The 25,199-nt window shown below is 62.0% G+C and carries 34 protein-coding genes; 26 read left to right on the forward strand and 8 right to left on the reverse strand.

Annotated features, from left to right (window positions below):
* Positions 1–9 precede the first annotated feature (9 nt).
* The 5 genes from ACWTU8_RS04520 (at position 10) to ACWTU8_RS04540 (ending at position 2,674) form a co-directional block, all read left to right on the forward strand.
* Positions 10–333: a hypothetical protein gene (locus tag ACWTU8_RS04520; RefSeq protein WP_455847197.1), complete on the forward strand. Its 324-nt coding sequence runs from the start codon at positions 10–12 to the stop codon at positions 331–333.
* Between the two features lie 188 nt (positions 334–521).
* On the forward strand, positions 522–734 hold the full coding sequence (locus tag ACWTU8_RS04525; protein ID WP_455847198.1) for a hypothetical protein: 213 nt from the start codon (positions 522–524) through the stop codon (positions 732–734).
* Positions 734–1,183: a T6SS immunity protein Tdi1 domain-containing protein gene (locus ACWTU8_RS04530; protein WP_455848381.1), complete on the forward strand. Its 450-nt coding sequence runs from the start codon at positions 734–736 to the stop codon at positions 1,181–1,183. Before ACWTU8_RS04525 ends, ACWTU8_RS04530 begins: the two co-directional genes overlap by 1 nt.
* A gap of 402 nt (positions 1,184–1,585) precedes the next feature.
* Entirely contained in the window at positions 1,586–1,879 is a 294-nt protein-coding gene (locus ACWTU8_RS04535) for a hypothetical protein (protein WP_455847199.1), read from the forward strand.
* Positions 1,880–2,317: 438 nt separating this feature from the next.
* Positions 2,318–2,674, forward strand: coding sequence for a hypothetical protein (locus ACWTU8_RS04540; RefSeq protein ID WP_455847200.1), 357 nt, complete (start codon positions 2,318–2,320; stop codon positions 2,672–2,674).
* A gap of 17 nt (positions 2,675–2,691) precedes the next feature.
* On the opposite strand, the gene ACWTU8_RS04545 is transcribed toward ACWTU8_RS04540, so the two are convergent.
* Entirely contained in the window at positions 2,692–3,693 is a 1,002-nt protein-coding gene (locus tag ACWTU8_RS04545; protein ID WP_455847201.1) for an acyltransferase family protein, read from the reverse strand.
* Between the two features lie 385 nt (positions 3,694–4,078).
* On the opposite strand from ACWTU8_RS04545, the gene ACWTU8_RS04550 reads away from it, so the two are divergent.
* Positions 4,079–7,126, forward strand: coding sequence for an SGNH/GDSL hydrolase family protein (locus ACWTU8_RS04550; RefSeq protein WP_455847202.1), 3,048 nt, complete (start codon positions 4,079–4,081; stop codon positions 7,124–7,126).
* A 588-nt stretch (positions 7,127–7,714) separates the two neighbouring features.
* Complete coding sequence (locus ACWTU8_RS04555) at positions 7,715–8,083, forward strand: hypothetical protein (protein ID WP_455847203.1); 369 nt, start codon at positions 7,715–7,717, stop codon at positions 8,081–8,083.
* Here the strand turns inward: ACWTU8_RS04555 and ACWTU8_RS04560 are convergent.
* The 4 genes from ACWTU8_RS04560 to ACWTU8_RS04575 form a co-directional block, all read right to left on the reverse strand.
* Complete coding sequence (locus ACWTU8_RS04560; RefSeq protein WP_455847204.1) at positions 8,076–8,624, reverse strand: acyltransferase; 549 nt, start codon at positions 8,622–8,624, stop codon at positions 8,076–8,078. The two genes, ACWTU8_RS04555 and ACWTU8_RS04560, sit on opposite strands and share 8 nt — an antisense overlap.
* 535 nt (positions 8,625–9,159) lie before the next feature.
* Positions 9,160–9,330 (reverse strand): hypothetical protein, encoded by a 171-nt coding sequence (locus tag ACWTU8_RS04565; RefSeq protein WP_455847205.1) that lies wholly within the window; start codon positions 9,328–9,330, stop codon positions 9,160–9,162.
* 147 nt (positions 9,331–9,477) lie between these two features.
* The gene (locus tag ACWTU8_RS04570; RefSeq protein WP_455847206.1) at positions 9,478–9,678 is read right to left on the reverse strand and encodes a hypothetical protein; all 201 of its coding nucleotides are present in this window, start codon (positions 9,676–9,678) and stop codon (positions 9,478–9,480) included.
* Between the two features lie 417 nt (positions 9,679–10,095).
* Entirely contained in the window at positions 10,096–10,275 is a 180-nt protein-coding gene (locus ACWTU8_RS04575) for a hypothetical protein (protein ID WP_455847207.1), read from the reverse strand.
* A gap of 100 nt (positions 10,276–10,375) precedes the next feature.
* On the opposite strand from ACWTU8_RS04575, the gene ACWTU8_RS04580 reads away from it, so the two are divergent.
* The 6 genes from ACWTU8_RS04580 (at position 10,376) to ACWTU8_RS04605 (ending at position 12,600) form a co-directional block, all read left to right on the forward strand.
* Positions 10,376–11,173 (forward strand): N-acetylmuramidase family protein, encoded by a 798-nt coding sequence (locus ACWTU8_RS04580; protein WP_455847208.1) that lies wholly within the window; start codon positions 10,376–10,378, stop codon positions 11,171–11,173.
* Complete coding sequence (locus tag ACWTU8_RS04585) at positions 11,170–11,388, forward strand: hypothetical protein (protein ID WP_029351719.1); 219 nt, start codon at positions 11,170–11,172, stop codon at positions 11,386–11,388. Before ACWTU8_RS04580 ends, ACWTU8_RS04585 begins: the two co-directional genes overlap by 4 nt.
* A 1-nt stretch (position 11,389) precedes the next feature.
* Positions 11,390–11,656 (forward strand): hypothetical protein, encoded by a 267-nt coding sequence (locus ACWTU8_RS04590; protein WP_455847209.1) that lies wholly within the window; start codon positions 11,390–11,392, stop codon positions 11,654–11,656.
* Positions 11,641–11,853 carry a hypothetical protein gene (locus tag ACWTU8_RS04595; protein ID WP_029351715.1) on the forward strand — a complete coding sequence of 71 codons (213 nt, stop codon included), beginning with the start codon at positions 11,641–11,643 and terminating at the stop codon, positions 11,851–11,853. The genes ACWTU8_RS04590 and ACWTU8_RS04595 overlap by 16 nt, the downstream gene beginning before the upstream one ends.
* Entirely contained in the window at positions 11,832–12,176 is a 345-nt protein-coding gene (locus ACWTU8_RS04600; RefSeq protein ID WP_455847210.1) for a hypothetical protein, read from the forward strand. The genes ACWTU8_RS04595 and ACWTU8_RS04600 overlap by 22 nt, the downstream gene beginning before the upstream one ends.
* Positions 12,177–12,306: 130 nt before the next feature.
* A complete protein-coding gene (locus tag ACWTU8_RS04605) occupies positions 12,307–12,600 on the forward strand; it encodes a hypothetical protein (RefSeq protein ID WP_455847211.1) in 294 nt (97 codons plus the stop codon).
* Between the two features lie 57 nt (positions 12,601–12,657).
* Here the strand turns inward: ACWTU8_RS04605 and ACWTU8_RS04610 are convergent, their stop codons facing one another.
* Complete coding sequence (locus ACWTU8_RS04610; RefSeq protein WP_455847212.1) at positions 12,658–12,804, reverse strand: hypothetical protein; 147 nt, start codon at positions 12,802–12,804, stop codon at positions 12,658–12,660.
* A gap of 223 nt (positions 12,805–13,027) precedes the next feature.
* Between ACWTU8_RS04610 and ACWTU8_RS04615 the strand changes: the two genes are divergently transcribed.
* The 4 genes from ACWTU8_RS04615 to ACWTU8_RS04630 all read left to right on the forward strand — a co-directional run bounded on the left by ACWTU8_RS04615 (position 13,028) and on the right by ACWTU8_RS04630 (position 14,631).
* The gene (locus ACWTU8_RS04615; RefSeq protein ID WP_455847213.1) at positions 13,028–13,414 is read left to right on the forward strand and encodes a hypothetical protein; all 387 of its coding nucleotides are present in this window, start codon (positions 13,028–13,030) and stop codon (positions 13,412–13,414) included.
* A gap of 328 nt (positions 13,415–13,742) precedes the next feature.
* On the forward strand, positions 13,743–14,042 hold the full coding sequence (locus ACWTU8_RS04620; RefSeq protein WP_455847214.1) for a DUF1236 domain-containing protein: 300 nt from the start codon (positions 13,743–13,745) through the stop codon (positions 14,040–14,042).
* Positions 14,043–14,142: 100 nt separating this feature from the next.
* On the forward strand, positions 14,143–14,349 hold the full coding sequence (locus ACWTU8_RS04625; protein ID WP_095518752.1) for a hypothetical protein: 207 nt from the start codon (positions 14,143–14,145) through the stop codon (positions 14,347–14,349).
* A gap of 60 nt (positions 14,350–14,409) precedes the next feature.
* Entirely contained in the window at positions 14,410–14,631 is a 222-nt protein-coding gene (locus tag ACWTU8_RS04630) for a DUF2934 domain-containing protein (RefSeq protein WP_455847215.1), read from the forward strand.
* Between the two features lie 87 nt (positions 14,632–14,718).
* On the opposite strand, the gene ACWTU8_RS04635 is transcribed toward ACWTU8_RS04630, so the two are convergent.
* Positions 14,719–15,189 carry a hypothetical protein gene (locus ACWTU8_RS04635; RefSeq protein ID WP_455847216.1) on the reverse strand — a complete coding sequence of 157 codons (471 nt, stop codon included), beginning with the start codon at positions 15,187–15,189 and terminating at the stop codon, positions 14,719–14,721.
* A 117-nt stretch (positions 15,190–15,306) separates the two neighbouring features.
* On the opposite strand from ACWTU8_RS04635, the gene ACWTU8_RS04640 reads away from it, so the two are divergent.
* The 9 genes from ACWTU8_RS04640 (at position 15,307) to ACWTU8_RS04680 (ending at position 23,700) form a co-directional block, all read left to right on the forward strand.
* The gene (locus ACWTU8_RS04640; RefSeq protein ID WP_455847217.1) at positions 15,307–16,032 is read left to right on the forward strand and encodes a GntR family transcriptional regulator; all 726 of its coding nucleotides are present in this window, start codon (positions 15,307–15,309) and stop codon (positions 16,030–16,032) included.
* Positions 16,033–16,034: 2 nt separating this feature from the next.
* The gene (locus tag ACWTU8_RS04645) at positions 16,035–17,069 is read left to right on the forward strand and encodes an ADP-ribosylglycohydrolase family protein (protein ID WP_455847218.1); all 1,035 of its coding nucleotides are present in this window, start codon (positions 16,035–16,037) and stop codon (positions 17,067–17,069) included.
* On the forward strand, positions 17,066–18,040 hold the full coding sequence (locus tag ACWTU8_RS04650) for a PfkB family carbohydrate kinase (RefSeq protein ID WP_455847219.1): 975 nt from the start codon (positions 17,066–17,068) through the stop codon (positions 18,038–18,040). The genes ACWTU8_RS04645 and ACWTU8_RS04650 overlap by 4 nt, the downstream gene beginning before the upstream one ends.
* Positions 18,041–18,106: 66 nt before the next feature.
* Positions 18,107–19,153, forward strand: a complete 1,047-nt coding sequence (locus ACWTU8_RS04655; protein WP_455848382.1) for an ABC transporter substrate-binding protein — start codon at positions 18,107–18,109, stop codon at positions 19,151–19,153.
* 25 nt (positions 19,154–19,178) lie between these two features.
* Positions 19,179–20,048, forward strand: a complete 870-nt coding sequence (locus tag ACWTU8_RS04660) for an ABC transporter permease (protein WP_287335821.1) — start codon at positions 19,179–19,181, stop codon at positions 20,046–20,048.
* Complete coding sequence (locus ACWTU8_RS04665) at positions 20,048–20,836, forward strand: ABC transporter permease (RefSeq protein WP_455847220.1); 789 nt, start codon at positions 20,048–20,050, stop codon at positions 20,834–20,836. The genes ACWTU8_RS04660 and ACWTU8_RS04665 overlap by 1 nt, the downstream gene beginning before the upstream one ends.
* Positions 20,836–21,903, forward strand: a complete 1,068-nt coding sequence (locus ACWTU8_RS04670; protein ID WP_455847221.1) for an ABC transporter ATP-binding protein — start codon at positions 20,836–20,838, stop codon at positions 21,901–21,903. Before ACWTU8_RS04665 ends, ACWTU8_RS04670 begins: the two co-directional genes overlap by 1 nt.
* Positions 21,904–21,967: 64 nt before the next feature.
* Positions 21,968–23,215 carry an aconitase X gene (locus ACWTU8_RS04675; protein ID WP_455847222.1) on the forward strand — a complete coding sequence of 416 codons (1,248 nt, stop codon included), beginning with the start codon at positions 21,968–21,970 and terminating at the stop codon, positions 23,213–23,215.
* Positions 23,212–23,700: an aconitase X swivel domain-containing protein gene (locus ACWTU8_RS04680; RefSeq protein ID WP_128340974.1), complete on the forward strand. Its 489-nt coding sequence runs from the start codon at positions 23,212–23,214 to the stop codon at positions 23,698–23,700. Before ACWTU8_RS04675 ends, ACWTU8_RS04680 begins: the two co-directional genes overlap by 4 nt.
* 98 nt (positions 23,701–23,798) lie before the next feature.
* On the opposite strand, the gene ACWTU8_RS04685 is transcribed toward ACWTU8_RS04680, so the two are convergent.
* Positions 23,799–24,830 carry a LacI family DNA-binding transcriptional regulator gene (locus ACWTU8_RS04685; protein ID WP_455840601.1) on the reverse strand — a complete coding sequence of 344 codons (1,032 nt, stop codon included), beginning with the start codon at positions 24,828–24,830 and terminating at the stop codon, positions 23,799–23,801.
* Positions 24,831–25,199 lie beyond the last annotated feature (369 nt).

Consider the following 25,199-nt stretch of genomic DNA (forward strand, 5'->3'; position numbering starts at 1 on the left):
GGCACCGTCATGGACACCAGTGTCCACCCCCCCATCGTAAGCAAGCTTGTGTATCAGATGGAGGGATGGTTCGGTGACGTTCTTATAACGAGCTTTCCGTGTTTCCTCGTGACGGAGGATTCCGCGCACGCATTGTCCAAAATCGGCTTCACCGGAGCGACATTCGCCCCTGTTGAAGTCATAACGTCCGAAGATTTCCGCGGACTTCAGCCCGAGGTAGAGCTTCCATCTTTCGTGTGGCTGAAGGTGAACGGGAAGGCGGGTCACGATGACTTCGGCATCGCCAAGAACCTGAACCTCGTCCCTATCAGAGCGCGTCTTCGATGTGTTTGATGAGCGAGGTCTCCCTTCTGCTACCATCAAACCGTTCGACGGCCGGCAGGAGTAGGTTGGGCACCGTCAGATTTAATCGGCTGGTAGATGGAGATCGCAGTGTTCGAGACATTCCAAAAACACTTTCCCGTTGAAAGCAGGCTGGTGGTGGATTCCGGCAGCGAATCCTTTGAGACAAATTTCCCGGTTTGAATGAACTGCTGACCAGTTTCGGTGGTGCCTCGTTCAAACATGGCCTGTACCGAATCATTCGTGCGCAGAACGTGGCGCAGTGGAACGCGAGGGTCACCTTGGGTTTTCCCGAGTTCGCCGGGCGGATCACCTGCTTTGGCTACGATTGGCAGGGGACCGCATTTGCCGTCGATTCTCAGAGCTCGAGCAAGGGGAGCCAGGCATCGTGATGTTCGAGCCAGGCACCGGGGAGGCTCTGCAGGTTCCCGCCAATGTCAGGACGTTCCACGAGATCGATGTCAGAGAGGACGAAGATGCGGCGTTGGCTGCCAACCTCTACGCAGACTGGCGCGATTCCGGCGGGGCCGAACCCGCCTATGACCAGTGCATCGGCTATAAGAAACCGCTGTTTCTCGGCGGAGAGGACGATATCTCAAACCAGAAATTGTCGGACCTGGAAGTCTACTGGCACATCATGGGTCAGGTCATAGCCAAGGTAAATGGCCTGCCACCGGGAACGCCTGTCAACATCCAGAACTTTTCCCGTACACACAGGCCGTGTGGTGCAGCGGTGTGGCCTGCCGGTTCGAAAGGGGTGAGAGGTGGTTGCGACGCTGAGGCGGTGGATTGCCGCCATTGGGTCTATGTTGCTGGACGGCCACCTGCGCAGCCTTGCTGACAATTCAACGGGGCCATATTTCTACATAAAGCCGCACGTGGCTGGTGGCCTAGGCGAAAACACCGTTCTGGACACCAGCCTTCATCCGCCAATCGTAAGCAAGCTTCACTACCAGATAGAAGGCTGGTTTGATTCTGCGTTGGTGACGACCTTTCCCTGTCTTCTTGTTACCGAAGAGGCCAACGCGCACTGTTGGAGATGGGTTTTCGGGTGAGACATTCGCCGATGCTGAAGTGACCACCTCCGACTACTTTCAAGAAATGGAGCCTGAGGTGGGTGTCCCCCATTGATGTGGCTCAAGGTGAACGGGCAAGCAGGCCGCGACGACTTCGGAATCTCGTCAGATTATCGCCTTGTCATCTCGAGACGCGTTCTCGATTTTCTAATAACCTCGCGAGAGCAATGATAGACATGCTCTGTTTGGAGTTGTCGGGCCATGGTGATGCTTTGGAGAAAAAATTGAACGATGCCATCCCAGATCTAAGCAGCGTCACGCGCCTGCCTCCTGCCGATATCAGCACAGGCGAGGACGATCTTGACTCTGCCTGTATCGAGGCGCGCCAATATCTCGAAATCTATGACTGGGTATCGGCCATCAAAGGCGAATATCTTGGATATGGTGCTGAGGGGATAATATACATTTTTCTTTTGAGATTTCACCCGGCAGACCAGATGTGCCCCAACGGGTATGGGTAATCGTGGGTGATGTACCTCCCGCATATATGCCGGGCGACGACGTCAGGACTCCGTATGAGGCGCTGATGGATACATTGGCGCAATGGAAGACTGGGTCGAGCCGCGCGCCAGGGGAAGTCGGTCGCGAAGCTGATCCCTGTCAATGTGCCGGCAAATCCCGCTAACGCTGAAATGTTGGGCAGCCGTCTCAAATTCCTCGACGAAAAGATTTTGCCGGAACTTCGAGAGTAATGTACTGGGCTCGCCGACAAACGCGGCCAATCGTGCGAGCACCGGCCGGCGGTCTGATTTTGGTCATGATAGTAACCTATGGCGTACCGCAGCCTCCAATGTCGCGCGAGGTCCTGTCGGGGCTGTGTCAGGCTCGCCAGACTTTCAGATGCCAGACTTTTCAGATGAAGGACTGACTGTATCTTGTTGCGCTTAGACTCATACCCGATGATGCTGGCAAGAATCGTTTTCCTAGTCACGTTGGCCGGCGTTCTCCTGCTTACTCTTCTGCCGGTGCGGTTCTTGCCGGATCTCGGCATGGCCATCACGCTTCACGATGACAAGCTCCAACACGCCATCGCCTTCACGGTACTGGCGGCCCTGGGAAGCCTCGGCTGGCCGGAACACAAGGCAAGGCTGATAATTGCCCTCGCCTTTGCCGGCGCGGCGATCGAGGTTCTTCAGGGTTCGCAACTGATAGGGCGCGATCTGGACGGGTTGGACTGGGTTGCCGACTGCACCGGCATGGCGTGCGGGCTGACAATCGCCGGCTGGACAAAGAGGCGCGTTGGCGGACTGCCATAGGCCGTAGCGTTACAAGCTCAGCGCTGCGTGGCCAGCGCTTCAGCAAAGATCGACCGGAAACGGAACAATTCCGCTTGGGCAATATGGCTAGCGTCCGCGAACATGGATCGTCCCTCAAGAACATAATTGCACCGGCTTGTATCACACAGCGCTTTATCCGGGCGCGCAAAGCCGATATTGTCACGAGTCTCGAAATGTTGAAGAGCCGCCCCGTATTGTCGTTGAAACTCCTCGGCCGGAAGGTAAGTCGGTTTTCCTAGAGGTCGACCAAAGGCGAGGCTTCGGCTTAGCTCGGAAAGCATATCCCAACCAGGGTAGGCGATCGGGCCGACTAGCACGACGTTTTTTCCAAACCCACGTAGACGACCGATCAGATCGTCAAGCCCACGAGCGAGTTCCAAGCCCGGGTCGGCAGCAGGAAAAACGCAGGTGACGCGCCGCCAATCCTGAGCGCCAGTACATTGGCCGCCAGTGAGGCGAGGGGTGAGTATAGCGATGGCGGGTAGCGTCGCTCGAGGCCAGAAGCGGGCGAAGACGGCGATCAGTAGCGGGAAGAACTGCTCCTCGACGCCGAGCGACCAGACATGCAGGAGCGGCTTCGCTTCTGCCGCCCTCGAAAAATAGTCAGTATCCCGCCAGAAATAGATGTTGGCCACGAAAGTCAGGGTGGCCAGAACGCTCTTGCCGTACCCGATCAGGTCGGCAGGCAACAGCAGAACGACCGCTGCAACCGTGGCAAAAAACAGCAGCAGAAGAAGTGCCGGCATGATCCGGCGAATCCGCCGCTCATAGAAGCGCATGATCGAGAACTGCCCTTTGACCGCCTCGCGCCACAAAATCAGCGTGATCAGGTAGCCCGAGAGCACGAAAAAGATGTCGACCCCCAGATATCCTCCCGGCAGCACCGATCTCGACAGGTGGAATGCTCTCACCGAAATGACGGCGATCGCGCGCAGGCCGTCAATGTCCGCCGGATAGCCAATGAGGTGCGAATCCGCGCTTCCGACTCTGGTGTGCATGTTGAAGGTTCAGGTCCCCGACGGCAGGATCCGCCTATAGAAGAACCAGAGCCCCCGTGCCACCTCAGGGTGCCACGATGTCACCGGTTTTTCCTCGATCGACAGTGCGGTCGAAAAGGATTGCACAAACCTGCAGCAACGATCGCTGATTTTGTATTTCAGACTGCGCTCCAGCGCCACGCACTGAAATCCGAACACCAAAACACTTTCGAGCCTCGCTTTGCGGGGCTTTTATCATGGAGCAAGCCTGATGGCCCGACCTGCAACTGCCGCCGTTCGAATTCTGACCGGCGAACGCGAACCCGTGCGTCTCGCGACCGCTGCCAACATCATTCGGCATGGCCTGCAGACCATCGACGGCGTGCCATGCGAGGTTGGCGACCGCGTGCTGGTCAAGGACCAGTCCGACCCGACGCAGAACGGGATCTACACGGTGAGCGAAGGCGAATGGTTTCGCGCCGCCGATGCCCGCACCGCCCGCACCTTGCAGAAGGGAACGACGGTCCACACCCAGGTAGGGACAGTCAATGCCGACCGGGTGTTTCAGTTTACGGCCGACGAGCCGGTCGTGGGCACCGACGCCATCGCCATTATCCCGTTTGTGTCGCCCGACATTTCAGACGTTGTCGATGAGGTGGAAGCGCTGCGCGATGAAACGCAGGTGCTGAAGGATGCCACTGAGGCCAGTGCCGGCCAGGCAGCTGCCAGCGCCTCCATCTCCGCCGCCAATGCCGGACAAACCGCCGCCGATGTCGTAGCAACCGCGGCCAATCTGGCCAGCGTCCAGGCGGCGCGCGACGCGTCTTTGTACGGCAAGGGCATCTTCCCGACGATCGCGGCGGCGGTCGGCTTTGGTATCGTTGGTAGCGGTGCACTCGTGGGCGGTGCTGGAGGGACTGATGGGACATTCGATCTCGCCATTACTGGCGGTGTTGGCTCTGGCGCTGCCGGTCGGTTCATCGTCGCTGGCGGCGTAGTCACTATGATCCTCATCACGGCGTCGGGTTTTTATACCACCGCGCCTGCTTTTAGCTTTGGCGCGTCAGCCGGCCTCGCTGGTGCCAGCGCCCCACCGGTTCTTGCCCGGAATGTTGAGGTTGGTGAATACTTTTGGACCGAAATCGGCGCCGGTATCCTCGGAATGTACAACGTAGTGGCGGGGCCGGTTGCCATCGACACGGGCGTTCGCGCGTCAGCGGCGGAAGTCATCGCCTTGATCGGATCGCGGACGGTGGGTCCGGTTGCCATTACCGGCTCGGTCGGCGGCACGGCTATCACTAACACTTCTGTCTATTACTGGCCGGGGTCTCTGTCGGCGATAGATGAATATCTGTCGAGCGTAGAGCTCGGCTTCGGTGTGACAGCCGGGACCATTCATGTCGTCTTTGCCCACGTCGAGGGCGACGGCACGCTGAGTCTCGTCTCTGAACAAACCATCCTTGCCGTCGCTGGCCCGTCCTCCGTCAACTCGGGGCTCTCGATCCTGAAACCGGCCGGCAGTGTCATGGGCCTCCAGCGCACCGGCTCCGGCACCTGGTACTATACGGCGGGCGCCATTCCGAACGGCGAAGCCGAGTGGTTCACGGCGGCGGTTCCTACGTCGAACACCGCCAAGACCATTGGCTTTACCAATGGGCCGCAATGGAAGGCAACTTTCACGGGCGAAATCGGCGTCAAGGCGCGTGCTGCCTATGCTACCGCAAACGAACTGGCTGATATTGTCGGATCAGAGCAGGTTGTTGGCTGGCCGTCATTGGTCAACACAGGCACGAATACCCCGTCGAACTACAGCGTTGTCATGCAAACGCCAGCGCCGTCCGATGGGTACATTACCGAAGTTAATGCCGGGGCAAGCGGTTCCGGCGCGGCCAACATTCACGTTATCCAGTACAACGGCGACCTGACCGTCAACGTGATCAGCACACATCGGATCACGCTGGCCAATGGTGTGACCGAAATTCCCCTAAGCATCCCGATTGCAGCGGGGCAATATCCGGCGATAAGCAGCGGCGGCTACAAATTTCAGAACAGCGTCAATCCGCAGGGCATTCCCGCATGGATCAAGGCCGGCGTGTTATCGAACGGCGCCACTGTGGCATCATCGACCCAGCACCGCTATGAGGTCGCGTTCACGATCAAAACTGGCCTCATCGCCGATGCTACGCGGGCTTTGGCTGGCGGTGCGCAAAACACCGGCATGAACCTGCTGGCGGACGCCGACCCGAATGGCGTCGTTGACGCGACCGCAATCTTTGCTTCGGCCGGAGCCGCTCACTCATATCCTTACGTGCCGCCCGGCAGCTTCGCGCTGACGGCCATGCCCAAGTCGGGTGACGGCTTTTGGGGGCCTGGAAAGCCGTTCGTCGGCGGCCGGAGGTTTTTCGTTCCGGCTCGCCCGTCGCTGTTCAATCTTTATGATGGCTTCCGGGCCAAGATGGCAGAGCATATCGCCAACAACGACGTGCTCTGCCTGATCGCGGACAGCATCGGTCATTGGGCGCTGGCCAGCAACGGCCCCGCACACTGGTTCAATCGCGTCACGCAGTTCGCAAATGTCGGTATTGCTGACGATGAACCGGGCATGACGGCGCTGCGGCCAAGCTCTACCTACACGCCCGCCTTCTATGGCGTCACGACCAGCGGAACCGTCTCGACGGGAACGCGCGGGCCGCTCGGCGAAAGCATCATCCTTGCGGATGGTGCGTCCCTGGCGTTCGCGGGCGCCTATGAACAGGTCGACGTCCACTACACCCAGGACGCCGGTCAAGGCTCGCTCGCCTTCGCCTTCAACGGCGGCGCGGCCTACAGGACTGTGAACGCTGCCGGTGCTCTGGCACTCGATCAATATTCCGGCCCGTCCCTGACAGGGCAGGCGGCGAGCGGAAACTATACCCTCACGGTCGCAGGCGGACCTGTGGAGATCACCGGGCTTATCCGTCTCGGCATAAAAGCGGCCGGCTCGCGCCCGCGTCTGCGGACGCTGCGCGCCGCGCACGGAAGCTATACATTCGCGTCCTTCAACGCGCCGCGCCTTGCTTCTGCGGTCTCACAATGCGGCTATGCTGGCGGCAAGATCGTGCCGGTCCTCGCCCTGGGCATCAACGACAGCTTTGGCACGCCGCCGGCGACGATTTCAACGAACATCACGTCGATCATCAACACGCTGGAAGCGGCCCTGGCGCCCCGCATCATCGTAATGCCGCCAACGCGCCCGTCCTCGTCTTGGGATGGCAGCTATACGGGCGGCCGAACATACGACGCAGCGCTTGGCGCGATCCGCCAAACCTACCGGTCGCGCAATGTGCTGACGATCCCGATCGACGGGTTCGATTACATCAACTCGGGGGCCTATCAAGAAGGCCTGCACTTCAACGACGCCGGCCACGACGGCAATGCGTTGCGCTTCATCGAATACGTCGCGGAAAGGGGATAAGGCCACGCCATTCGCAATTCAGTGCAAGGGTAAAGCGATCGCGACGCTTGAAGAGGGCGAGGAATGGGTGATCGTCGGAAAGAAGATCCTAACAGTCCAATGACCCGAACTTATAGTCGAGGGATCACAGTGCATAAGGACGATGCCGAAGGCTCGTCGAAGTGTGGCTGGGAGGCGCCTAGTCCGCACTGGCCGCGGTTCGCGCACTATGGCACGGTTGGCTTGGCGGGGGTGATCCTTAGGAGGATTTCTCTATGGCGGACGCCGGCAGCATTATAGCGATCTATGATGATTACTACGCAGATGGCAAAGTAGCCGCGAAACGCGAAATTGCTTCGCAGCAATCAGTCGGCCATATAGAAGCGATCCTCCCGGGGGAGACCTTCGAAAAGGTCCTTGATATCGGGGCCGGTGAAGGGGCTGTGCTGGACAACCTCAACAAACGAAATCTGGCAAAGACACTCGGGGCCGACGAGATTTCCACCTCGGGTATTGAGGCCATCAAGGCACGGAAAATCCCTAGTCGGAAGAGCTCGATGTTTTTGATGGCTTCCACATTCCGCACTCCGACAAGTCGTTCGACCTGGATTGGCCATCTACGTCGTCGAGCACGAACGGATGTTTTTGATGGAGGCGGCGAGGGTCTGCAAGAAGCTCTACATCGAGGTGCCGCTGGAGCATACGCGAAATCTCACCAAGGCGATCCGCATGTCCGGATCCTATGGGCATATCAATTTCTACACGCCGCTAACATTCGAAAATTTGCTCAAAACTTCCGGCCTCAAGGTCGACAGGCTGATGACGTATGCTCACGATCTCGCTTATGAGCAGCACCTGGCCGGCCCGTCAAGGGGTTGGTTGAAATACAAGCTGCGAACCGAATTTCTCAGGTTCGCGCCCAAGACTGCGCTGCGGAACATGGCGTACATGGCCGGAGCGCTCTGCAGCACTAAATAGTTAATTCTGAAAGGTCGCGGACCTTCTTAGCAGGAACGCCGGCAACGACCGTGAAGGGCTCCACGTCCTTCGTGACAACAGACGCTGCGCCGACGACCGCGCCCTTGCCGATCGTGACGCCTTTCAGGATTGTCACGCCAAAGCCAATCCAGACATTCTCCTCGATCGTGACCGGCGCGATGCCGACACCTGACCAGTTCTTTTTGCCCTGATGCCAGTCCGCGACGTCGTTGGCTCGCTGCTTCCAATCCAGCGAATGCGAGTTGTGGTCAACGATCGTCGTACCCCAGGAAATAACGACGTCATCGCCGATCCTGATGTGCTCGGCGGCGACCAGGTGGCTCTTGCCGATGAAGCAGCGGCGGCCGATCGTGATTTGGGCTGCTGACCGGTCAAACGAGAAACGGCAGTTGATGATACCGTCCTCGCCGATCGAGTGATGGCCACGGCGGGCAGTGCGGACGCTCTGAATGGCCATCTTCGTGCCGGCGCCGACATTGACGCCCGCTAGGTGTTGCAGGAAGCGCGGCACAAAATGCATGTCAGTGTGTTCCGTATCGTATCTGTTGCTGTCTCTCGGCGACCTGCGATCCGTCGCTGACAATGAGGTTGTGGCATTTGCGCACAAAGCACCTTCAATGCTGCCCCCGCATCGCGCTCATCGTCGGTTTCCACCATTGGCGCAGGGATGCGCCGACGATCGCTTGGAACCGGAAAGCGCTGAGGGTTTATGCCACCGGCAGGGTCAGTTCGCGTCGTCAGGGGCAGATCCGTTCGGCCGCCCATCATTTGCGGCAAGCACCTCCGCTTTGCAAGCGTGATCGTGAGGTGTTCACGTTCTAATTCGTTTGGCTCGACACGGCCCCCTGGCACAGCCTGTGCAAGTAGCATTCCGCCAACCGCAGGTAGACTTATACCGAGCGGCTCCGTCTTGTCAGCCGATAATTCGGCCGCGTCTGCCGGCGCATCTGGCTGCCGGTCGAATTGGCTTTGTGTATGGATTGAAAGATCTAGAGCGTCCTTGCGCGTCCAAAGAGACACGCCCAACTTCAAGTGGTGCAGCGAAATGGCTGTGGCTAATGACGGCTGTCTTGCGGCTTGTCGTGAGGCTGGCTGTTCGACCACCAGACAAAATACAGCGAACCTACCTTCATGACCGGCACGCGGCGCTCGCGTTCGCGCACCCGCAATTCGCGATAGACTTTCATCTTCAGGGTGCCGCCCGGCAATTTGATACGCACTGCCATCGGTTCAACTCCCGCCGTGCAACGCAACGATGATGTGCAATGCAACAATTAGAGAACTTCCCCTGGGGAAGAGTCAACAGCCGATGGGCGCGTTTTGACTGTTTCCGGAAGGATTGAGCGCAGGCCCCTGATGAGGGGTTCAGGGCGTCAAGGCGTTGCCCGGGATTGGTCAGGATCGTCCGGCGCACCCGGCGGGTTATCTAGAGGACGCTGGCGGTTCGACCACCAGGTTAGATAGATCGAACCGACCTTTACGACAGGGATGCGGCGGGTGCGCTCGCGCTCGCGCAATTCCCGATACACCTTCATCTTCAAGGTGCTGCCCGGCAACTTGATACGAACCGCCATCAGCCCAACCCCCATTGTGCAGCGCAGCAATTAGAGAGCTTCCGCGGCGGAAGAGTCAACAGCCGATCATTGACTATTTCTGGGGCTATCTTCTGGGACTGTTTCCAGAAGGGTCGGGTCGCAGGCTCATCATTTTGGCGGGGGCCTGGACGGACGATCCGACATGCTGCTCGGCCACCAGACGATGAAGTAATTTCCGACCTGCCAGACCGGAACTTCGCGCTTCTGTTCGCGGCGGCGCAGCTCGTCCTTCGTCTTGATCTTCAAGGTCCCGCCCGGAAGCCTGATCCTTATTGTCACGTGCCCTCCCTGTGTCCCACACGGTACGAACGGTTCATGGGAGCAGTTTCATCCCGGCTAAGCAATTTCGGATCAGGCAGCAAGACGGATCGAGCTGTTTTCAAATGGTCAACACCGTCACTTGAAGAAATCCGCCATGCCCTGGATAGCCAGGAACGCATAGAGGATCGGCCCGGCGACCAGCCCGCAATAGAGGCACAGGATCGCTGCCAGCGCCAGAAGCAAGGGCTTGTCGCGGCCGACCGCGCATAGCTCGGCCTTCACCGTCCAGCGCGCCGTTCCTTCATCTTGCGACATGGGCCGCTGTCCTCCCGATCTCCGCTCCTCTTGGGGCTCATTTCACACAGTCGGTTGCAAACATCAACCTGCCCGCGACCTGGGCGGAAAGGACAAGACCATGGATACCACGTTCAAGGGCGCCGCCAGGCGCCTGGTCGACCTCGATCTGCCAAAACTTGGCGCCAGGATCGGCGTCGGCGAGGATGAGATCCACGCCTTTCTCGACGTCGAGACCAGCGGGCATGGCTTCGACGCCCATGGCCGGCCGATCATCCTGTTCGAGCCGCATGTCTTTTTCCGCAACCTGTCGGGGGCGAAGCGTGCGCAAGCAGTCGCGGCCGGACTTGCCTATGTCAGGTGGGGCGAAAAGCCTTATCCCCGGGACAGCTATCCGCGCCTGAAAGCGGCTATCGCGATCGACGAGACGGCGGCGCTCAGATCGGCGTCATGGGGGCTCGGCCAGGTTCTCGGCGAGAATTTCAAGGCGGCCGGCTTCCCCACCGTGCAGGCCATGGTCGAAGCCATGATGGAGGACGAGGCGCTGCAGCTGGCTGCGGCGGTCAATTTCATCGCCGCCAACCGGCTCGACGGCAAATTGCGCAAGCATGATTGGGCCGGCTTTGCCAAGGGCTACAACGGCGCATCCTTTGGGAAAAACGCCTACGATATCAGGCTTGCCGACGCGTTCCGCAAATGGTCTGGGATCAGGGACACGCCGTGGCCGCCCGCTGCCCCAGCACAGCCTCCAGCGCCTGTTCCGATCCCGCATGCTCCGCAGCTGAACGGTTCCCCGACTTCGGAGGCAGAGCCGGGCAGGGCTGGAGTCCGGCCCGGACCGTTGCCCGGATTCTGGGCCGCGGTCCTGGCTCCGTTGGTCGCCGCAATCCTCTCCTTGTTTCGAAAGGTAAAGCCATGACGTGGTTCAATACCAATGCGGCGCACAATCTGATCAATGTGCTGATCCTGCTGCTTACCGGCCTGGTCGGCTTCGACTGGACGATGTTCGGCATCGACGCGGCCCTGGCGCTCAAGATCACCGGGGTGCTGACCCTGCTCAAGATCCTGATGAATGTCGTCCGCGACGGCGTCGCCGGCCTCGTCAGAAGACAGCCCGCCGTGGAGGGCAATTGAGATGTGGGTGCTTTCCATGCTGAGCGCGCTCGCCGGCAACAAGGCGATCATGGCGATCTTCGCAGCACTCGTCGGCGGCATCGGCCTCTTTGTCGCCGGCGGCATCAGCCGGGCCAGGAAGGATACGGCCAGGCGAGCGGCGGAAAAACTCGCCGCGGCGCAGGATCGCCTCGAAATGGACCGCGAGGCGACCGATGCCGAACGCGCGGCGCGCGACCTGCCGGACGAAGCCGCACGGCGGGAGGCGATGCGATGGGCAAGGCACTGATGATCGGTCTGCTGCTCGGGGGCCTGTTGCTCGCCGGATGCACAACGCCGGTTTCGCCCGCGCGCCAGGTCTGGTGCGACCACAATCAGGCGCGGCGTCCGTCCGCCCTCGTCGTCGCCGCCATGTCGCGGCCCGAGCTCGACGAGGTGAATGCCTACAACGGGAAGGGCGCCAGATGGTGCGGGTGGAGGCCGTGATGATACAGGAGTTTCTCGATGCTCTCGGCATCAAGGCGCCGGTGGTGGTCGCCGGCCTTTCCGGCGGCATTTTGCGAGCCTTGTCGCGCCACCGCTACAAGGTTCGCGAGATGGTGGCGTCGCCGATCTGCGGCGCACTGGCGGCGGCCTACCTGACGCTTCCCGTGGTGCACTACATCCGCGCCGGCGTGCCTTTGCCGTCGCCTGACGACGACACCACGACGCTGGCCGCGGCGTTCCTCATCGGCGTCTCGGCGATGTGGATTTCGGATATCGTCTTCGAGGTGGTGGTGAGGCGGTTCAAGCCGGAGAAGGAGGAGTGAGATCGCGCCTGTCTTATTGCGCCGCAGTAACAGCCTCCTGCGGGAGACGCTGCTCCGGGTGAAGGTGGGGTGAAGGTGCGGAACCACGGGCGACGGTGCGCGTTACGCACGACCCTTGTGAGGATGCACCATGCCAGCTCGCCCAATCGTCTCGACAGCCGCAGCGATCCTGCTCGCCGCCACAAGCATGGCTTACGCCCGGCCGGATGCGCGCACCATGACATGCGAACAGACGCAGCTTCTGATCCAGAGCCGGCGCGCGGTCGTCCTGACCACCGGCCGCAACACCTATGATCGATATGTCCGTCAATACGGCAACGAGTGCTACTGGCCCGACGTGCCTGTCGCCTCCTATGTCCGGACGCTTGACGGTCAATGTCGGGTCCATCGATGCGAGGAACCGGTTTTCGATTTCCCGGACTGAGAAGCAGCCGGCCTCTGATGCAAGGTCTGTTCGCGCGACATCGGGGGGGCCGATGCCCTAGAAGCCGAAGAACTGCCAGCCAATCAGATATCCAAGCGCGACGACCGCCAGGGGAAACAAGGCGGGCGCCAGCCGGCTGAGGGCGGAGTTCCTTGCCGGTTCCTTCGGGGCGTTCCTGACGGCGTTTCCGAGATTCTTGGTCATGGTCCAATATAGTAGCAATCGCTGATTAACGATTCCCCAACATGCTGCGCCCGCCCGGAAACGGGGCGGTTTTTCGCGTCTTCCACGGAACTCGTCGCTCTTGCCGCTCAAAACTATCCTGTCAGTCGATAGCATGGAGCCGGGCGCGTCGCAGCATACGGGAACCAATCGCCGCCCACCTGCTTTGGCAAGGAGGTGATCCTTCGCGGGAAAGGAGTTCGACGTGAAACCTTTCGAATTCTTGCCAAGCACGCTGATGACGGGCACGCTGATGACGGGCACGCTGATGACGGGCACGCTGATGACGGGCACGCTGATGATGGGTGCGCTGGGTGCACTGGCGTTGGCGGCGCCGGTTGCCGCCCAGACGGGGACACAAGACCAGGCGCCTGCCGGCCCCTGCCAGGCCCAGCCGCAGAACGGCCAGCAGCAGAAGCCGCCCGTCAACAACGGTGCCAGCGACAGCCTGACCGACACGCTTGATCCCTGCAACGGCGTGCTGCAGCCGCCGCCGACCGGCGATCAAGGCATGGCCGCACCGCCGCCGGACCAAGGGAAGACACCGGTGCTCAAGCCCGGCGAGGTGCCGGCACAGCCGCCGAAACAATAGATTCGGGCCTTTGCCGCCTCGCGCCTGACGGGTGCCCCGACGCCGGCACACTTTTTCGCCTTCGGCCCGGAACATTAGCTCTTGCTAAATGTTCCTCTCGAAGCAGTCGATATCACCCCCCTCCGGTATCGCTGCTGATCGGGCAATCCGATCGGCCCGCGTGCCTGCGACAGGAACGCGGGCCACTGTGGTCGCATCAGGGCGGCACCAATGCGGGGATCGAACAGCCGCCGCTCACGGAACAAAGAAGGTTGCGTGAGCGTTTTCAATGTGGGCGCGCCGTTCCCGACTGGGGAAGGCGCAGCCCGCAAACAGACAGGAGAAGACGATGAAAATCCACCTTGTTCCTGCCGCCGCCGGGCTGGTTCTGCTCGCCGGTATCGGCGTGGCCACCGCAGACCAGGTGATTGTCACGCCCGAGCAGCAGACAGTCGTCCGCGAATATGTGCAGAAGCACCCGCTGGCGTCGATCAGCCTTTTGGGAGTGGAGCTCAATATCGGTTCCACTTTGCCCGACACGGTTGAACTTCACGAGGTTCCCGACGTCGAGTACAGATACGTGGTCGTCGACGGTCGCACCGTGCTGGTCGACCCCGGCACCCGCAGGATCGTGCAGGTCATCGACTGACCTTCACCCGCCGCTCTCTCGGGAAGACGCAAGAGGGAGCGGCGGCTCGCCGGCAGGCCGCCGGCCGTTGATCGTCTTGTCGCGGGAAGGAGCCATTTCCATGTTGCCCCATGTCCAGTCACGCAATGTGGCCGCATCTGTCGACAAGCTGCTTGCTGAACGGGGCACTGCCCTGTTGTCGATGAAGGAGTTGATTGCAGAGGTTCGTGAGCGAACTGGAACGGAGCGCTCGGACGCGGATCTGGCGGGGCTGATCACCAAAAAGGCGGCGCTTCTCGGTGTCGCGGTCCTGTCCGACCAGGGCTGAAGCCGCCCAAGACGCCGAACGAAATTTCAGCTAAAAGTTGTCGCTCACGGATTTGAGCCGATGGAGGCAACAGTGACGGACGACAGGCAGGAACGCATTCGCCAACGCGCCCACGCGATCTGGGAGCAGGCCGGCCGGCCCGCCGGCGCGCACCAGCAGCACTGGGATCAGGCCACAGCCGAGATCGACGCTGAGGAGAGCAGGCCGAAAGCGAAGGGTCCCGCGACCGGAAAGGCCACCAAGCCAAAAGCTGTCCGATCGCGCAAGAGTTCAGGAAGCTAGAACATAGCGCTTCGGCAACACAGCGTTTCGGCCGCGGGACGAAAACTCTGTCCGTGCCGCGGCCGAAAGTGTGGAAATCGATCTCGGCTACTTGCCGCAGTGGTTGTCATTGACGGTCGGTGAAACCGTGCCGGGAGCCTTGTTCATTGCATCCGGCATCGCGCCCTGCGGGCCTATAGGGCAGTTACGATCGGCATTAGAATTCAAGTCGGCATTTGAATTCAAGTCATCAGGGCCCGCAATAATGCTACCCGTAATCCCGGTATCGACGGCATTCGGCTCGACGAGGTTCGGATCGACCGGGGCAGGGTCGGTGACGACGCTTCTGTCGCTGCCGGGACCCATGTCAGCGTCTGGGTCGCTGGTATTCTGGGCCATCGCAGAGGTGGCCAGACCGGCGGCGAGAACGGACGCTGCGAGAATCTTCGTGAGCATGATTTTTCTCCATTCGTCTCCATTTTCTCGGTTGTTGCCGCATTTGCGACTATAGAAAAAACCGCTCGGGGGTGGTGAAGGTTCCCATAAAATTCCAGCCTGCGACGAACCGTTCGTGATCATCAGAGCAATCCTTGCCCAGCTATGGGAACTCAAAAGCGTGCTGGCCACGAGCCGTTGACATGACCGCCATGTCACGCTATTGAACAGGACTATACAGGTCTACTGAACAGGTATTCCATGACGCGTCGCACGGCTCTGTCGTCTCCCGGTACGGGCAAGCCCGAACGGATCGCCACCGTCCTCGAGCACGAGATCCGCTCCGGCGTGCTCGGCTTCGGCGACCGCCTGCAGAGCGAGAACGAGCTCGTCCAGCGCTTTTCCGTCAGCCGCAACACCATCCGCAAGGGTCTCGAGGAGCTGTCGAGCCGCGGGCTGATCACCACCAAAGTCGGCATCGGCTCGTTCGTCACCTTCGACGGCATGCCGGTCGACGACGCCGTCGGCTGGTCGCGGGCGCTGGCCAATGCCGGCGCCAATGCCGACACGCGCACGCTCAGGCTCGAAGTCATGCAGGATGCCGAGCTCGCTGCCAGACTGGGCGTCGAAAGCCCGTTCTTCATCGCCGTTGACAGGGTGCGCAGCAACGCCGATGACGGCCACGCCATCTCGATCGAGCGCAGCCGCTTGCCGCTGTCGCCCGAGTTGGAGGACGTGCCGCTGCGCGGCCTGCGCGAGGGCTCGCTGCACCAGACGCTGCGAGGGGCGGGGCTCGTTCCCGATCACGGCGAGGAGTGGGTCGATATCGAGATGCTGAGCGCCGAGGACGCGGCCATTCTCGATTGCGCGCCCGGCGCGCCGTTCCTGCGCACGCGGCGGTTGACGCGCGCGGCCGATGGTCGCGCCGTCGAATTTGTCACCAGCCTTCTCAATCCGGCGCATTTCGCACTTCACCTGGAGTTCTGAGTATGGACACGGCCGAGGCGATCGACCGGGCGATGGGTGCGCTTATCGGCGGTGCGCTGGGCGATGCGCTCGGCATGCCGACGCAGTTGTTGTCGCCGGCCCGCATCGCCGAGCTCTACGGCCACGTCGAGGATTTCGTCGCGCCCGTCGCCGACCATCCAGTGTCGAAAGGCCTGGCCGCCGGCACTGTTACCGACGACACCGAACAGGCGCTGCTGCTCGGCCGTATCCTGGTTGTTTCAGGCGATGGCTTCGATCACACGCGCTGGGTCAATGCGCTGCTCGACTGGGAGCGCGAGGTCAAGGCGCGCGGCAGCTACGATCTCCTCGGACCGTCGACCAAGCGCGCCATCGACGCCATCAATGGCGGCGTGCCGGCCGAGGAAGCGGGAAGTGGCGGCGACACCAATGGCGCCGCGATGCGCGTCGCGCCGGTCGGCATCATGATGCCGCCGGAGCCGCTCGACGCGCTGGTCGCCAAGGTCGCCGAAACCTGCCGCGCCACGCACAACACCTCGATCGCCATTGCTTCAGCCGCAGCCGTCGCTGCCGCCGTCAGCCGCGGCGTTGCCGGCGGCGACTGGCATGCGGCCGCAGATCGTGCCGTCGTGGCGGCCAAGCGCGGCGCAGAACTCGGTCACTGGATCACCGGCGGCGACATTGCCGCGCGTATCGACTGGGCGAGGAGCCTCGTTCGCGGCAAGGCTGTCACTGACGGCATCCGGCTGATCGTCGACCTGGTCGGCACCGGCGTCGCCAGCCAGGAATCGGTTCCGGCGGCCTTCGCGGTGCTGGAAATAGCCGGCGGCGATCCCTGGCTGGCGGCCGTCATCAGCGCCAATCTCGGCGGCGACACCGACACGATCGGCGCCATTGCCGCCGGCATGGCAGGCGCCTGCGCCGGCTTTTCCCGATTGCCGCAGGAACACATCAACCGGCTCAAAGGCCTCGACATTGCGCAGGTGCGCGCGCTCGCCGCCGACCTGGTCGCGGCGCGGATGGCGAAAAGCAGTTCAGGCAAGGACGCGGCGGCATGAGCGGGCGTCTCGTCCATATCGGCAGCGCGGTGGTCGACTATGTCTACAGCATCGACGCCTTGCCGGCGCCCGGCACCGAGAAAACCGCATCGAGCTTTGCCCAGGTCGCCGGCGGCGGCTTCAACATGATGGTCGCGGCCAGCCGCACCGGTATGAAAGTGGCGTTCGGCGGCCAACTCGGCAGCGGACCGAATGGTGACTTCCTGCGTGCCGCCCTCGCGGCGGAAGGCATCGCAACGCTGACCCCGGCATCCACCATGATGGACAGCGGCAATTGCGTCGCCATGATCAGCGGCGACGCCGAGCGCACCTTCGTGTCATGGCCTGGTGCCGAGAGTGTGCTCAGCCTCGGCATGATGGCGCCCGTCCGGGTTGCGCCGGGGGATTGGGTGTTCGCCTCCGGCTACACGCTGAGCTATATTGGAAGCCGCGATGCGCTGGCCGACTGGATCGAGGCGCTGCCGGCGGAAATTCCCTTCGTCTTCGATCCGACGCCTGTTATATCAGACATCCCGCGCGCCATTCTCGACCGGGTGCTGGCGCGCACGAGCTGGCTGAGCTGCAACATCGTAGAAGCGGCCGAGATCGCCGGCCCCGGCGATGTCGAGGCTATTGCTGCCCGGCTTCTTTCCAATCACTGTCCGAGCGCCGAGGGGGTCGTCATACGCGCCGGGGCGAAAGGCTGCTTCGTGCGGTCGGCTGACGGCACCGCGCAGGCCGTGCCCGGTTTTAAGGTCGCCGCCGTCGATACCAACGGCGCCGGCGACACCCATATCGGCGCCTTCGTCAGCGCGCTTTCGCGGGCCGTGCCGCCCTTCGAAGCGGCGCGCTACGCCAATGCGGCGGCGGCGCTCTCGGTCACCCGCCATGGCGGGTCGTCGGCGCCGACCGACCAGGAGATCCAGAGATTCCTCGGCCATTACGATCGACTGACGACCGTGCATAGCCGGAAGCAAGAGGCCCATTTCTGACAGCCTAAATGACGCAACAAGCCCGCCAACCGGGCAGAACAATGAGAGGAACGAACATGCGCAAAACTGACTGCTTTTCTGACGGCGACTGCCGTCTTCACCTCTGCGCTCACGCTGGCCGCCACTGCCGCCGAAGTGCATGTGCTCAACTGGAAGGGCTACGGGGCCGACGAGCCCTGGGCCATCGCGGCCTTCGAGAAGGCGACCGGCAACAAGGTCGTCAACGACTTCTTCAATTCCGAACAGGAAATGCTGACCAAGCTGAGGACCAATCCCGGCCTCTACGACGTCGTCATGATCAACGCAGCCTTCAACGACCAGGCGATGGCGGAAAAGCTGATCCAGCCGATCGACGTTGCCAATATTCCCAATTACGCCGACATCAGCCCGGACAAGGCGGGATCGCCGATGCTCGTTCGTGACGGCAAGGTCTATGGCGTGCCATGGGTGTGGGGCTTGACCGCGCTCGCCATCAACGAGAAGTCCTTCGAGACGCCGCCGACCAGCATCACCGAAATGTGGGACGAGGCCCATAAGGGCCGCGTGGTCATTCGCGACGACGCGGTCGAAGCGGTTCAGTTCGGCGCCATCGCCACCGGCCAGAACATCAACGACATCAAGGACATGGAAGCTGTCAAGGCGAAGCTGACCTCGCTGATGCCGCAGATCAAGACATTCTGGAGCTCGGAGAACGATTGGAACCAGATGGTCGCCTCCGACCAGATCGACATCGGCACCTACTGGAGCGGTTCGGCCGACCGCGCCAAGACGCATTTCAAGCTGCCGGTCTCGCTGGTCATCCCAAGGGAAGGCGCCGTCGCCTGGCTCGACGCCTTTTCCATTCCGGTCGGCTCCAAGAATGTCGCCGGCGCCGAGGCGTTCATCAACTACATGATCGATCCCGGCTTCTATGTTGAATGGGTCACCAAGGTCGGCGCGCCGGTCTCGGCCAACACCAAGGCGGTTGCAGCGCTTCCCGAAGATGCGTTCAACCGCAAGGTGATGGGTGATCCCGATGTCGCCAAGCGCATCCAGTTCCAGGCGCCCATCACCGATGCGCAGCGCGAGGCCTATCTGGCGCTGTGGCAAGAGCTCAAAGTCAACGTGAAGTAGCGGGCGGGCTTTCGGGGAGAGGCATATGGCGGAACAGGTCGCGACCGGTTCGAGGAGCGGATTGCGATCGGCTTTGCCCCTGCTTCTGCCCGCTTATCTGTGGCTGACGGTGGCGATCTTCCTGCCGCTGTCGGCCATGGTCTTCTTCTCCTCCATGACCGAGCTGCCGCTGTCGGGGAAGGCGTGGTCGTTCACGCTGGAGAACTACGCCACCTTCTTCTCAGAGCGGCTGTATTTGACGCTGCTGCTGGCATCGCTCAGGCTCGGGCTTGAGGTGACCCTGTGGTGCGTCGTCATCGGCTTTCCCGCAGCCTATGTGCTGGCCAAGGTGCTGAAAGGGCGCAGCCGCGAGGCGATCTTCCTGCTCGTCATCCTGCCGTTCTGGTCGAACGGGCTGGTGCGCATCTTCTCCTGGGCGATGGTGCTGCGCGAGGGCGGCATTCTCGACACCGCGCTCAACGCCGTGCTGCCGTTCAAGATCAACATCGACCTGATGTATTCGTATCCGGCCGTCGTCATCGGGCTGGTGCATTCCTACGTGCCCTACATGGTGCTGACCTGTTACCTCACGCTGCAGGCGATCGACGACTCGCTGATCGAGGCAGGGCGCTCGCTCGGCGCCTCAAGGCTGCAGATGCTGAGGCGGGTGATCATCCCGCTGTCCATGCCGGGGCTGGTGGCGGGCGCAGCGCTGATCTTCGTGCCCGTCGTCGGCTCCTTCATGGAGCCGCGTATCCTCGGCGGGCGCACCGGTACCTTCTACGGAACGGTCATCGAGGATCAGTTCGTCGCCGTCTTCAACTGGCCGCTGGGCGCAGCGCTGTCCTTCATCCTGCTGGCCGTCGTCCTGGTCATTCTTGCGCTGACATCGCCGGTGCTCAGGAGGGCCGCCTGATGGCGACGACCCGCATCCTCGAATGGCTTGGCCGGCTCTACATCTGGCTGCTGCTCGCCTTCCTCTATCTCCCGATCGTCATCATGGCGCTGATGTCGTTCAACGTCTCGCCCTTCTACCAATTGCCGTTCGAATGGACGACTGAATGGTACGCGTCGCTGTGGCAGAACGACCAGCTGATCTCCGCAACCTCGAACAGCATAGAGATCGCCGTCATCACCACCATCCTTTGCACCGCGCTCGGCACGGCGGCGTCGCTGGCGTTCTATCGCTACGAATTTCGCGGCAAGAAATTCCTGCAAGCGCTGCTGTTTCCGCCGATCGCCATTCCGTGGCTGATCACCGGCACGGCGATGCTGATCTTCTTCTTCGGCGTCGGCATCGGGCGTGGTCTGTTCGCAATCCTGCTCGGCCATGTGGCGCTGGCGCTGCCCTATGTCATCGTCGTCGTCTCGGCACGGCTGCAGACCTTTGCGCCGGAACTGGAAGAGGCGGCGCGATCGCTCGGCGCCAACCAGTGGCAGGTGACGCGGCGCGTGACGTTGCCCTGGATCGTGCCGGGCGTCATCGCCGGCGGGCTGTTCGCCTTTGCCGTATCGTTCGACCAGTTCGTGGTGTCCTACTTCCTGTCGACGCCGGGTCAGACAACCTTGCCGGTCGAGATCTACGCCGCGATCCGCAAGGGTTTCACGCCCGAGATCAACGCGGTCTCGACGATCATCATCGTCGTCTCGATGGCGCTGATGCTGCTTACGGCACGTTTCTTCAAATTCGGCGGAGAGAAATAATGGCCGGCGTTCAGGTATCGAATTTGTCGCGCAATTTCGGGGCGCACAAGGCACTGGATGACGTCTCCATCGATTTTGCCGACGGTGGTTTCTATGCACTGCTTGGGCCCTCGGGCAGCGGCAAGACCACGCTGCTGCGGCAAATCGCGGGCTTCGATTTCCCCGACTCGGGCCGCATCGCGATCGGCGGCGAGAGCGTCGAGCGGGTGCCGGTCGAGAGGCGGCGTATCGGCATGGTGTTTCAGAACTATGCGCTGTTTCCCAATATGAGCGTGGCCGACAATGTTGCCTTCGGCCTGTCGGTGCGTGGCGAAGCCAAGGCAACTATTGCAAGCGAGGTGCAGCGCGCGCTCGATCTGGTACAACTCAGCAAGCTCGGCGGCCGCCGGCCGCACCAGCTGTCCGGCGGTCAGCGCCAGCGGGTTGCGCTGGCCCGCGCCATCGTTACCAAGCCGCGTGTGCTTTTGCTCGACGAACCACTCGGCGCGCTCGACAAGGCGCTGCGGGTAGACATGCAGATCGAACTGAAGCGTATCCAGCGCGAGATCGGCATCACCACCATCTTCGTCACCCACGACCAGGAAGAAGCGCTCACGATGAGCGACCGCATCGGTATCCTGCGCGATGGCCGGCTGGTGCAGGAAGGACCGCCGGAGGAGATCTACGACAGCCCGAAAAGCGAATTCGCCGCCACCTTCCTCGGCGATGCCAACATCTTTCGCGGCGAGACCACAGGCGTCGGTATCCGGCTGCCCGACGGCACGGCGATCGCCGCCCGGGCAGGGGCGACGCTTGCCGCCGGCGCCAAGGCCAGCTGCGCGGTGCGGCCCGAACGCATCCGCATCGCCATCGATTCCGGAAGCGCGGACCAGGCCAATGGCAATGTGCTCCGTGGCCAAGTTTCCAAGCGTATCTTCGCCGGCAACAACAGTACCTATTTCGTCGAACGCGACGGCCAGACGCTCAAGGTCATCGTGCAGAACACCGGCGCTGACAGGCTGGCGGAAGGCCAGGAGGTGCTGCTGCGCTGGTCGCCGAAGAGTACGGTGCTGATCGCCGCGAACTGATCTTGCCAGGCGGACTGCAATCAGGAGAGCATGGTCGGGCATAGTGAGGAAAGCGGAACACCCGATGACGCTTGAATTGATGGCGGGCGACCAGTCGATGCTGCAGGGCGAGCACGGCCCGGCCGTGGCCGCAGCGATGAAGATCCTGGTCGCCTTTTCGAAGGCGGTCGGCGCGCGCAAGCTGCTGGATATTGCCGGTGCCCACATCGACGGCTGCCTCTATCACGGCCAGGCCGGTCTCGATTTCGTCGAGAGGCTGGTCGAGGGCGGTGGCAGCGTTCGGGTGCCCACCACATTGAATGTCGGTTCGTTCGACCTCATCCATCCCGGCCTGGTGAAGATGCCGGCCGCCGAAGAAGTGCCGGCGCGGCGGCTGATGAAGGCGCATCTGGAGCTCGGCTGTCAGGCGACCTTCACCTGCGCGCCCTATCAGACGCGGTTCCGGCCGGCTTTCGGCGAGCAGATCGCCTGGGGCGAGTCCAACGCCATCGTCTTTGCCAATTCGGTGATTGGAGCGCGGACCAATCGCTATGGTGATTTCATCGATTTGTGCTGCGCGATGACCGGGCGGGCGCCGGCCTGGGGGCTGCATTTGAGCGAAAACCGGCGCGGCCAGATGCTGTTCGAGCTGACCGGTTCTTTCGAGCCTACCGACGCCCTGTTCGTTGGCGTCGGGCTGATCATCGGGCAGGCGAGTGGCGACCGCATCCCGGTGATATCGGGCCTGCCAGAGCCGCGCGACGAGGACCAGCTGAAGGCGCTGGGTGCGGCGGCGGCAACGACGGGCGCGGTGGCACTGTTTCATGCGGTCGGCATCACGCCGGAAGCAAAGACGCTCGACGAGGCGTTTCGCGGCAAGGCGCCGGAGGAGACGATCCGGATCTCTCGCGCCGACATCGATCATGCTCTGGCCAGGCTGTCCAGCGTCCCCGACGGTGCGCCGCTTGCGGCCGTATCGCTCGGCACGCCGCATTTTTCCCATCACGAGTGGATGCGCCTGCTGCCGATGCTGCGCCATATCGCGCCGTGCAGGGGCGTCCCGATCTATGTCAACACCGGGCGCGCGACGCTGACGCGGCTTCAGAACGAGGGCGAGCTGGAGAGTGTGAAGGCGTTCAACCTCATTCCAGTGACCGATACCTGCACCTATGTCACCACCATTATCGAGCGCCTCGACGGCGTGGTGATGACCAACTCCGGCAAATGGGCGCATTACGCCCCCGGCAATATCGGCGTCTCGGTGGCGTTCGGCGAGATGGAGGACTGCATCCGCTCGGCAGCGGTCGGGCACGTCGTGAGGGGTGCGCCATGAGTGAACAGGCAAGTCGAGCCCTGAAAAGTCGAGCCCTGAACAGAGTTGGCAGTTTCCAGCTTGCCGGCGAGGCACAAGGCTCGGCGCTGGTGCTGTCGCAAGCGCTCAGTTTCTGGGGCGGCCTGGACATCGAGACGGGCGACATCATCGACCGTTCGCATCCTGGTCTTGGCCAAAATGTCGCTGCCAAGATCCTGGTGATGGCTTCCGGGCGGGGATCTTCGTCCTCGTCCTCGGTTCTGGCCGAGGCGATCCGCAGGGGCACGGCGCCGGCCGGCATTATCCTGCAGCGGCCCGACCCGATCCTGGCCGTCGGCGCCATCGTCGCCGAGTTTCTCTACGATGTCAGCATGCCGCTGGTCGTCTGCGACATATCAGGCATTGTTTCCGGCGACCGGATCGCGATCGGCCTTGGCGAGGATGCGCAAGCGATCGTGAGCAGGATCCAGCCGGCCATCGGTCCTGCCGCGCCACGTCGCCAATAGGCCGCAGCCAGCATGGCATCGAGCTCAAGATTACCTGATCGCCGGAGCACCACAGGCCGCACTTGCTGGCGCGGCCATTCTTGTTTCGAGCGGAAAGTTCAGATCTCCGGGATGCTTTCCCTGAAGATCACCTGCAGCCTTGGCTGGTGCAGTTCGTAGGGCAAGCCCCTGACCGCATGGGTCAAGGTGTTGAGCGCTTCGCGGGCCTCGACGCGCGGATTCTGGTCGATGACCGCGTCGAGCGTGCCGTCGAGCAGAAGCTCCTTGGTGCCTTCCGTCACCTCATGGCCGAGAAACACGGTCGACAGCGCCCGCCCTCGTTCCCTGAGCGCCCGGGCGATGCCGGTGTTGCCAGCGCCGACATTGTAGATCGCGGCCAGGTCCGGGTGCCGGTCCAGCAGGGCGGAGGCCTCCGCATAGGCCTTTTCCCGGTCGTCCAGCATCTCGCGCATCTCGACGATCTGCAGATTGGGCGATTCTTCGGTGAGGATGTGGCGGAACCCCATCTCGCGTTCCTCATGGCCGCGATAGGAGAGCGAGCCGGCGAACAGCGCGACCTTGCCCGGACGGTCAGCGCCCATGAAGCGATTGAGCAGATAGCCGGCGAGCCGGCCGGCAGCGCGGTTGTCGATGCCGATATAGGCGACCCTCGGCACATGCAGGATGTCGGACGCGATGGTGACGACCTTGACGCCGCTGGCCGACAGCGAGCGGATTGCCTCACGGACGGTCGGATGATCGAGCGCAATGACGCCGACACCTTGCGTCTGGCCGCGCAATTCCTGCAGCAGGCGGGCAAGTCGGTCGGGATTGAAGCCTTCGATCGTGGCGACGCGCACGTCGAGGTCCGGCCGCGACTGCGCCTGCGCCTCGATATGCCGGTGCAGCATCTTGATGAAGGAATTGGTGCCGGCGGGCAGGGCGAAATCGAGCCGTATGACATCGCCGCGCAGCGCGTTGCGCGGCGTCGGGCCGTTCGAATTTTCCGCGATGTAGCCAAGCCGCTGCGCCGTTTCAAGTACGACTTCGCGGGTGCGCGCCCTGACCCCGGCGCGGTTGTTGAGCACACGATCGACCGTGGCGGCTGAAACGCCGGCTTCCCGGGCTATGTCTGTCAGGGTGGACCGCATAGTCGATCACCTTACTGCTAGTGCGCTACAGGCGCATCAAAACCGCGGATTAACGGATGTACGTCGGACGACGACTTCATTCCCATCCGCGATTCTGATGGGAAATGATGTATCCGGCCTTAGCCGATGCGCAAGCCGGCGCGCTACACCAAATCGTCGAGCCGGATCGAAAAGGGTAAGGCGACTGCGCACGGTTCCCTCAAATTCAAGCACCAGGTACCGTAGAGTGACCTCGTTGGACTGCATTCTCTCCCCTCATTTGCGATGTTATGACGTGTTTTGATTATCTATGATGTTGACAGCCTTCCCATAGTGTCGTCAATATCCATCATGAGGGCCGTGGAGGAACAAGGCCCCGAGGGAGGACTT

It is taken from the genome of Mesorhizobium sp. BHbdii, from assembly GCF_053848045.1.

What these genes read in the sequence shown, in the direction of transcription:
- ACWTU8_RS04520 (WP_455847197.1), top strand. Translation starts at nt 10, where the DNA reads ATGGACACCAGTGTCCACCCCCCCATCGTAAGCAAGCTTGTGTATCAG.
- ACWTU8_RS04530 (WP_455848381.1), top strand. Translation starts at nt 734, where the DNA reads ATGTTCGAGCCAGGCACCGGGGAGGCTCTGCAGGTTCCCGCCAATGTC.
- ACWTU8_RS04535 (WP_455847199.1), top strand. Translation starts at nt 1,586, where the DNA reads ATGATAGACATGCTCTGTTTGGAGTTGTCGGGCCATGGTGATGCTTTG.
- ACWTU8_RS04540 (WP_455847200.1), top strand. Translation starts at nt 2,318, where the DNA reads ATGATGCTGGCAAGAATCGTTTTCCTAGTCACGTTGGCCGGCGTTCTC.
- ACWTU8_RS04545 (WP_455847201.1), bottom strand. Translation starts at nt 3,693, where the DNA reads ATGCACACCAGAGTCGGAAGCGCGGATTCGCACCTCATTGGCTATCCG.
- ACWTU8_RS04560 (WP_455847204.1), bottom strand. Translation starts at nt 8,624, where the DNA reads ATGCATTTTGTGCCGCGCTTCCTGCAACACCTAGCGGGCGTCAATGTC.
- ACWTU8_RS04565 (WP_455847205.1), bottom strand. Translation starts at nt 9,330, where the DNA reads ATGGCAGTGCGTATCAAATTGCCGGGCGGCACCCTGAAGATGAAAGTC.
- ACWTU8_RS04570 (WP_455847206.1), bottom strand. Translation starts at nt 9,678, where the DNA reads ATGGCGGTTCGTATCAAGTTGCCGGGCAGCACCTTGAAGATGAAGGTG.
- ACWTU8_RS04575 (WP_455847207.1), bottom strand. Translation starts at nt 10,275, where the DNA reads ATGTCGCAAGATGAAGGAACGGCGCGCTGGACGGTGAAGGCCGAGCTA.
- ACWTU8_RS04580 (WP_455847208.1), top strand. Translation starts at nt 10,376, where the DNA reads ATGGATACCACGTTCAAGGGCGCCGCCAGGCGCCTGGTCGACCTCGAT.
- ACWTU8_RS04585 (WP_029351719.1), top strand. Translation starts at nt 11,170, where the DNA reads ATGACGTGGTTCAATACCAATGCGGCGCACAATCTGATCAATGTGCTG.
- ACWTU8_RS04590 (WP_455847209.1), top strand. Translation starts at nt 11,390, where the DNA reads ATGTGGGTGCTTTCCATGCTGAGCGCGCTCGCCGGCAACAAGGCGATC.
- ACWTU8_RS04595 (WP_029351715.1), top strand. Translation starts at nt 11,641, where the DNA reads ATGGGCAAGGCACTGATGATCGGTCTGCTGCTCGGGGGCCTGTTGCTC.
- ACWTU8_RS04600 (WP_455847210.1), top strand. Translation starts at nt 11,832, where the DNA reads ATGGTGCGGGTGGAGGCCGTGATGATACAGGAGTTTCTCGATGCTCTC.
- ACWTU8_RS04605 (WP_455847211.1), top strand. Translation starts at nt 12,307, where the DNA reads ATGCCAGCTCGCCCAATCGTCTCGACAGCCGCAGCGATCCTGCTCGCC.
- ACWTU8_RS04610 (WP_455847212.1), bottom strand. Translation starts at nt 12,804, where the DNA reads ATGACCAAGAATCTCGGAAACGCCGTCAGGAACGCCCCGAAGGAACCG.
- ACWTU8_RS04620 (WP_455847214.1), top strand. Translation starts at nt 13,743, where the DNA reads ATGAAAATCCACCTTGTTCCTGCCGCCGCCGGGCTGGTTCTGCTCGCC.
- ACWTU8_RS04625 (WP_095518752.1), top strand. Translation starts at nt 14,143, where the DNA reads ATGTTGCCCCATGTCCAGTCACGCAATGTGGCCGCATCTGTCGACAAG.
- ACWTU8_RS04630 (WP_455847215.1), top strand. Translation starts at nt 14,410, where the DNA reads ATGGAGGCAACAGTGACGGACGACAGGCAGGAACGCATTCGCCAACGC.
- ACWTU8_RS04635 (WP_455847216.1), bottom strand. Translation starts at nt 15,189, where the DNA reads ATGATCACGAACGGTTCGTCGCAGGCTGGAATTTTATGGGAACCTTCA.
- ACWTU8_RS04640 (WP_455847217.1), top strand. Translation starts at nt 15,307, where the DNA reads ATGACGCGTCGCACGGCTCTGTCGTCTCCCGGTACGGGCAAGCCCGAA.
- ACWTU8_RS04645 (WP_455847218.1), top strand. Translation starts at nt 16,035, where the DNA reads ATGGACACGGCCGAGGCGATCGACCGGGCGATGGGTGCGCTTATCGGC.
- ACWTU8_RS04650 (WP_455847219.1), top strand. Translation starts at nt 17,066, where the DNA reads ATGAGCGGGCGTCTCGTCCATATCGGCAGCGCGGTGGTCGACTATGTC.
- ACWTU8_RS04660 (WP_287335821.1), top strand. Translation starts at nt 19,179, where the DNA reads ATGGCGGAACAGGTCGCGACCGGTTCGAGGAGCGGATTGCGATCGGCT.
- ACWTU8_RS04665 (WP_455847220.1), top strand. Translation starts at nt 20,048, where the DNA reads ATGGCGACGACCCGCATCCTCGAATGGCTTGGCCGGCTCTACATCTGG.
- ACWTU8_RS04670 (WP_455847221.1), top strand. Translation starts at nt 20,836, where the DNA reads ATGGCCGGCGTTCAGGTATCGAATTTGTCGCGCAATTTCGGGGCGCAC.
- ACWTU8_RS04675 (WP_455847222.1), top strand. Translation starts at nt 21,968, where the DNA reads ATGACGCTTGAATTGATGGCGGGCGACCAGTCGATGCTGCAGGGCGAG.
- ACWTU8_RS04680 (WP_128340974.1), top strand. Translation starts at nt 23,212, where the DNA reads ATGAGTGAACAGGCAAGTCGAGCCCTGAAAAGTCGAGCCCTGAACAGA.
- ACWTU8_RS04685 (WP_455840601.1), bottom strand. Translation starts at nt 24,830, where the DNA reads ATGCGGTCCACCCTGACAGACATAGCCCGGGAAGCCGGCGTTTCAGCC.